The organism is uncultured Bifidobacterium sp., from assembly GCF_949292005.1.
GTDB lineage: Bacteria > Actinomycetota > Actinomycetes > Actinomycetales > Bifidobacteriaceae > Bifidobacterium.
In genome coordinates this window covers 1-6,154 of sequence record NZ_CASEXV010000069.1, presented here as the reverse complement: position 1 = coordinate 6,154, position 6,154 = coordinate 1, and the positions used below count along the sequence as shown (strand labels likewise).

Genomic DNA, 6,154 nt, shown 5'->3' with positions numbered 1-6,154 from the left:
TGCCTCCTGTGAGCGGATGTCCAATTTAGCCCAATTGTGCCATGACGACGGTGACGTGGCATGTCGGGATAGCGGCGTTCACTGATGGCATTGTCACTGAGGAAGGGATTCCGATCGTGTTTCGTTCTTTATCTCTGTTTCTGCGTGACACTCCACTATGCGGACGAATCATTGTCGGATGTATCGTGGTGTGCGTCGTCGGCATCGTCGTGGTGGCTGCCCGTCTCCTCATCCGGATTGTTCGCCGCAGCAGAGCGCAGCATGAGCTCGGCGTCAGGGTGCCGTGGGGAATCCGGGTTCGAAGGTCTCGAACACCACGTCAGATTGGAGAGTTCGTTCTTGGATATCCCCGATGGGATGCGGCGAAGAAGGACGGGACGCGGGATCGACGGACGAACGACGTGAGTGTCCTGTACGATCCCAGTGTTCTGGAAGTCGGAACGTGGCGTTTCCGGGGGCGGGATCCTTTCCTTCTCTATGATTTCGTCAATGCCTGCCGTGATGCGGGAGTGGCCGTCGCCTATTGCCGTGAGGAGGAGCTGAAGCGGCGGCGGGCTGCATCCGGGCTCGCTCAGAGGCGCTCGGCGACGAGCGTTTCGGGCATTCTGCGGACGTTTGAGAACAATCCGACGGGTTTCGAGCGTTTCTGCGCGGATCTGTTCCGACGTCTTGGATGGAATGCCGAGGTCACGCCTCCGGTGCGTGACGGCGGACTTGATATTCGTCTGCAGCGCGGCGAGTATACGGCGATCGTGGAATGCAAACTGTTTGCGCGGACCCACCATATCGGACGGCCAATCGTTCAGAAACTGGTGGGTGCGAACGAGATCGAGAAGGCTCGGGGGATGATTGTCGTGACGACGAGTTCGTTCTCCCCTGATGCGGTTTCGTACGCTCGCCGGGTCGGGGTCGAACTGGTGGACGGGGATCGTCTCGTCCGTCTATGCCAGAAGGCGTGGGGCTCGTTCCTTCCGGCCGCGCACGTCGCTCTCGATGCGCATGTGCTAACGCGTGATGACATCATGGCGCGGATACCGCCCGACCTGCGGAACCAATACTGATGAGAAGCTGAGCGGTTTGTTGGCATGAGCCCTTATTCCTTTGGATCCGCCTTGTGCGGTTCCTGCGTGCTGACGGTGTGCCTGGGGTTTACGCTGAGAATCCTCCCGGTCGTCGTTTTCGACAGGTCCCAGGTTCTGCACATAACTTTTCCGAAGCACAAAAGGTCAACTCAGGAAATACGGAATTGTCTATTTCAAACGATCCGTGGCCTTCTCGGCGTCCGTCTAGGGAGTTTGCGGCCACATTCGTGGGCCTGACCAAAATTGTGCGGCTTGTGTGTGTGAAGAGGATGCGGCCCGGGTTCTGGGTGGTCGCATGCCGCTTCTTCCCGGGTTCGTCCATGATGGTCCTGCGCAGTTGCTTGTCCGGCCAGGCGCGAACCGTCGTGGGAATACGGGGGACCGCGAGGATTTTGGCCATGAACGACGGCTGGCGGATGCATTGCGAGTGTTAGATTTTGTTGCTCTCTGTGATATGTTGTTGACGTCGGGGTAGTCGATTGGAGCGGGGGCAGGCCACGTGACGCGGCTGGATGTCCCGCCGCTCTTGTCATTTTGATGGGAATGTGATCCTATGGCAGTTCTTGTTACAGGCGGTTGCGGCTATATCGGAGCCCATGTGGTTCATGCGCTTCACGAGGCCGGACGAGAGGTCGTCGTTGTGGATGATCTGAGCTACGGCAAGCCCACGCGCATCGAGGGCGCACGACTGTATGGCATGGACATTGCGGCTCCGGGCGCGGGGGAGCGTCTGGGTGAGATCATGTGTGACGAGTCCATCGACTCGGTTATCCATTTTGCGGCGCGCAAGCAGGTGGGCGAGTCCGTGGCCAAGCCGCTGTGGTATTACCAGCAGAACATCAACGGCATGCTCAACGTGTTGACGGGCATGACGGAGTCGGATGCGACCCGGTTGGTGTTCTCCTCGTCGGCAGCCACATACGGGGTTCCTCCGGTAGACGTCGTTCCGGAGGATGTCGTTCCCATGCTTCCCATCAATCCCTATGGGCAGACCAAGCTGTTCGGCGAGTGGATGGCCCGGGCCTGTGAGGAGCCTTTCGGCATCCGTTTCTGCGCTCTTCGATATTTCAACGTGGCGGGGTGCGGTCCCGTGGAATTGGAGGATCCTGCGATCCTCAATCTGATCCCCATGCTGTTCGACAGGCTACGCAAGGGCAAGGCCCCTTTGGTCTTTGGAGACGATTATCCCACCCCCGACGGCACATGCGTGCGCGACTACATCCATGTGTCCGATCTGGCCGACGCGCATCTGGCGGCATTGTCCTATCTTGACAAGGACGAGCGGGAATATGATGCCTTCAACGTGGGGACGGGCGAGGGAACCTCGGTCCGTCAGATCGTCGACGAGGTCAAAAAGGTGACGGGACTTCCATTCGTCGAAACGGTGACGTCGCGTCGTGCGGGAGATCCGCCGCATCTGATCGGTTCGCCCCGACGCATCAACGAGGAGATGGGGTGGCACGCCCGGTATGGCGTGCATGAGATCGTCGAATCCGCGTGGAGGGCGTGGCAGGCAAATCCGGAGCATCACATCGACGTTGAGGGATGGAGGCAGAACGACTGATTCGTTCTGGTTCCGGATGCGGATGTGGGGAGGGGACGTGGCACATGCGGCCGCGTCCCCTCCCCACATCTATTATTCGGATTTGTTGTTATTCGGCGATCAGGCCTCCGAGGCCTTCTTGCGCCCGCGACGCTTCATGGTTCCACTGACGGCGTTGGATGCGGTGAATACGGCGACTTTCATGTTGGGGGTGTTCGGAAGGAGCGATCCGGTGACAATCTGATACGCGACCTCGCCCTCGGGAGCCGCGTCGAGCGTGAAGAATTTCTTGACACTGTCAAGAAGGGCTTTGTCCTTGAGATTGACGGACGTGGTCTGCTTCCCCTCGGATTTGCTGAATTTGACGGCGTTCGATTCCTTCGCGGTGCACGGTTGAACGGCGATCTGACAGGTCTTCGGGTTGGCGAGGATCTTCACATATGCGGGGAATCCCAGGGTCTCCGCCGTTCCCTTGTTGAATCGGAGGGTGGAGTCCATCACCGTCAGTGTCATCTTCACCGTCGGAATCTCCGTGCTGATTTCCTCAAATCCCTGCAAAGCAGTCATTCATACTCCTTAATATTGTGGTGATATCCATTCCGATATTCACGGACGTTTTAATTTATTAATCGGTGAAATTTGTTACACGCGATCATTCGTTATTGATTTTATAACATTCTCTGTGGGATGCTTGGTTGGAAGAGGGGAAAAGTCAAAACTTTTGCAATTCTTTCAGACGCCTTTGAGTGGTTTCTCCAATGAAGTGGTGGGGATTCCGGTGGCTTCCGAATATCCTGGAGTTGTGTTGACCACCGCGAATTGGGCGGCGATCTGGGCTTCGGCGGAATCACCGCCGACGATGACGCTCGACGCGTCGAGCCCGTATCGTGACGCGATGCTCTTCAGGTGGGACACCATCTCACCCATCTGAATCACCGGCGTGGGATACGTCCCGTCGGGAGCGTAATCGTAGTTCATGGCGATCACCGCGTATCCGCGGCTCGCCATTATGGTCGCGTATGTCGTCATCCCTGATTTGTCGCCGGCGATGAATCCCCCTCCATGCGCCCAGACGATGACAGGAAGGGTCGAGGACTCCCGTCCCACGGGCTCATACAGGTCGAAGGTGTTTTGGCCGTGGGGCCGGAAGGGTAGGTGAGGTTTCTGACGACCGTGACCTTTTTTCGCATGGCCTCGTATCCGGTCGGTGTGGTGAGTTCCTGCTCGCGGAAGGCGTTGCGCAGAAGAAGTATCGAGGGTGTGGGACTGACCGTGAACCAGACAATGACGAGAACCATGGAAGTGGCGATCACCAGGGTGAGTGTGAGCCCGAGACGGCGGAGGCGGTCGCGTATCCGTTGAAAGGTGCTGCTGCGGTCGGGTCCGCTCGTCGCTCCGCGTAATGATGCCATGCCGTCATGATAGCCGTGGGTCCTCACGCGCTTTCATGATTCCTTCACCTTGGGGGCATATCATGTCACTATTGGTCATAGGTCCATTATGATGAGGTGGTACGCCGTGCGAGGACGACATTGTGCAGTGCCGATGTGTGACAAGCCCGCCGAGGAGTTCTGGGACACCGTTCATCGAAAACCGTCAAACGATGCGGAGTCTCCCGCGACGCTTCCGGTATGCAGCCTGCACTCGTGGATCCTTGCCCGGGGGGGCGATCTGTCCCTCAGATACAGAGGCTGAGTTTACGTAGGAATCGGGGACCGCGAGGGGGGACGCCATCGTGAACGATGACGGTGTAGAGGCCGGGAACGAGCGGGGTCTGATCATTCCGCGCAATGATTCAGGGTCGGGAGAGGCTCATCGGCATCGACGTCGGATGAGTCCCGCGCATATACGTCGCCTGAAGAGACGCCGCGTAGTCAAAAGAGTGGCGATCGTTCTGGGGATATTCCTTGTCGTCGTCGGGGCCCTCGCCGCGTGGTTCGTCATATCCGCCATGAAGGTCAGGACGGAGGTCAATGAGGCCATGTCCTCGGCCACGACGATGAAGACCGCTCTGTCCAATGTCGATGAGAAGTCCTTCGCCGTGAGTTCCGATCAATTTTCCGATCATACGGACAAAGCCTATCGGGAGACCAGCTCGGTCCTCTGGACGATCGCCGCGAAAACACCATATTACGGGAGCGACGTCGTGGCGGTGAGGGCCGCGGTCACGGCGATGGAGAACATATCCTCCCAGGTTTTGCCCAGTGTTGGCAAGGCCGTCAAATTGGTGTCGCTCACGGACGCGTCTTTCACGGGTGGCACCATCCGTCTGCCTGGATTGGATGAGGCCGCGTCAAGTCTGGAGTCGGCGAGCGAGGCCATGCAGACGACGGTTCGGGCGTTGGAGTCGACGCCGACCGCGCACATCACACAGATATCCGCGGCCATGACCAAGGCGAAAAGTTATATGACGACTGTCTCCGGAATGCTGGACAACGCGTCGGCGTTCGCCTCCCTGGCTCCGCCTATGCTCACCACAAGCGGTGGCACCCGCACCTATCTTGTGCTTGCGCAGTCGAATTCGGAGTTGAGAGCCACCGGTGGGATATCGGGATCCTGGGGAACCATCACGGTGTCGAATGGAACCATCACCCTCAACAAGTTCGAATCGGAGGGCACATTGCCGTGGCTCCACGAGCCGATAGTGGCGTTGACCGCCGAGGAGAAGACACTGTTCACGGACAAGCTGGGCCGCATGGCGCAGGACGTCAACCTCACCCCGGACTTCTCCCGGACGGGGAAGATCGCGCAGGCCATGTGGAAGAACACCTACAAGGTGGAGGTCGATGGGGTTGTGGCCATCGATCCGGTGTGTCTTCAGAACATGCTCGCCGTCACGGGCGGGGTGACTCTTGATGACGGAACGGTGCTCAATGGCAGCAACACAGCCAAATATCTTCTCAGCGACGTCTACTCCACGAAGGACAGCTCGCAGCAGGACGCGTATTTTGCGCAGGCCGCGTCGGCCGCGTTCAGCCACATCCTCACCAGCTCGAGCAAACCCAAGGATTTTCTCAAGGCCGCGGCCACATCCATCTCCGGTGGACACGTGCTGGTGTGGAGCTCCCACAAGGACGAGCAGACCATTCTCGCCGACACGACGATTTCCGGAACATTGTCAACATCGCAGTCCAAGCCCCAAGTGGGGGTGTATTTCTCCGACGGCACACAATCGAAGATGGACTGGTATCTGCGGCGTCAGGTGAGCACCAAATACGAGAAGACGGCGTCCAACGGCGCCCTGCAATACACCGTGACGATCACGTTGACCAATATGATGACCTCCGACCAGGTCGCCACCACTCCCCGATATGTTCTGGGCGATCTGACGAAAGGTCATGTGGATGGTGAGATCAACACCGCGCTCTATATATACGCTCCTGCTGGCGGGCGTCTTGTCAACTGGACCATGTCCGACGGCAAAGGCTTCGACATCGTCAGCCTTCATGACGGTCTGACCGTCGGTGGACGGTCCATAACACTGAAACCGGGGGAGAGCATGACGATCGTCTGTCATGTCCAATCGGCC

At 58.4% G+C, this 6,154-nt stretch carries 6 protein-coding genes; 3 read left to right on the top strand and 3 right to left on the bottom strand.

Going from position 1 to position 6,154, the window contains the following annotated elements:
• Positions 1-41: 41 nt before the first annotated feature.
• Positions 42-1,061, top strand: a complete 1,020-nt coding sequence (locus tag Q1X90_RS05090; protein ID WP_300767199.1) for a restriction endonuclease — start codon at positions 42-44, stop codon at positions 1,059-1,061.
• 574 nt (positions 1,062-1,635) lie between these two features.
• Entirely contained in the window at positions 1,636-2,646 is a 1,011-nt protein-coding gene (galE, locus tag Q1X90_RS05085; protein WP_300767197.1) for a UDP-glucose 4-epimerase GalE, read from the top strand.
• Positions 2,647-2,745: 99 nt separating this feature from the next.
• On the opposite strand, the gene Q1X90_RS05080 is transcribed toward galE, so the two are convergent.
• The 3 genes from Q1X90_RS05080 to Q1X90_RS05070 all read right to left on the bottom strand — a co-directional run bounded on the left by Q1X90_RS05080 (position 2,746) and on the right by Q1X90_RS05070 (position 4,037).
• Positions 2,746-3,192, bottom strand: coding sequence for a hypothetical protein (locus tag Q1X90_RS05080; RefSeq protein WP_300767195.1), 447 nt, complete (start codon positions 3,190-3,192; stop codon positions 2,746-2,748).
• A 165-nt stretch (positions 3,193-3,357) separates the two neighbouring features.
• Entirely contained in the window at positions 3,358-3,732 is a 375-nt protein-coding gene (locus tag Q1X90_RS05075; protein ID WP_366944460.1) for an alpha/beta hydrolase, read from the bottom strand.
• A complete protein-coding gene (locus tag Q1X90_RS05070) occupies positions 3,651-4,037 on the bottom strand; it encodes a hypothetical protein (RefSeq protein ID WP_300767191.1) in 387 nt (128 codons plus the stop codon). The genes Q1X90_RS05075 and Q1X90_RS05070 overlap by 82 nt, the downstream gene beginning before the upstream one ends.
• A gap of 323 nt (positions 4,038-4,360) precedes the next feature.
• On the opposite strand from Q1X90_RS05070, the gene Q1X90_RS05065 reads away from it, so the two are divergent.
• A partial coding sequence (locus Q1X90_RS05065; RefSeq protein ID WP_300767189.1) for a DUF4012 domain-containing protein occupies positions 4,361-6,154 on the top strand: 1,794 nt, incomplete at its 3' end.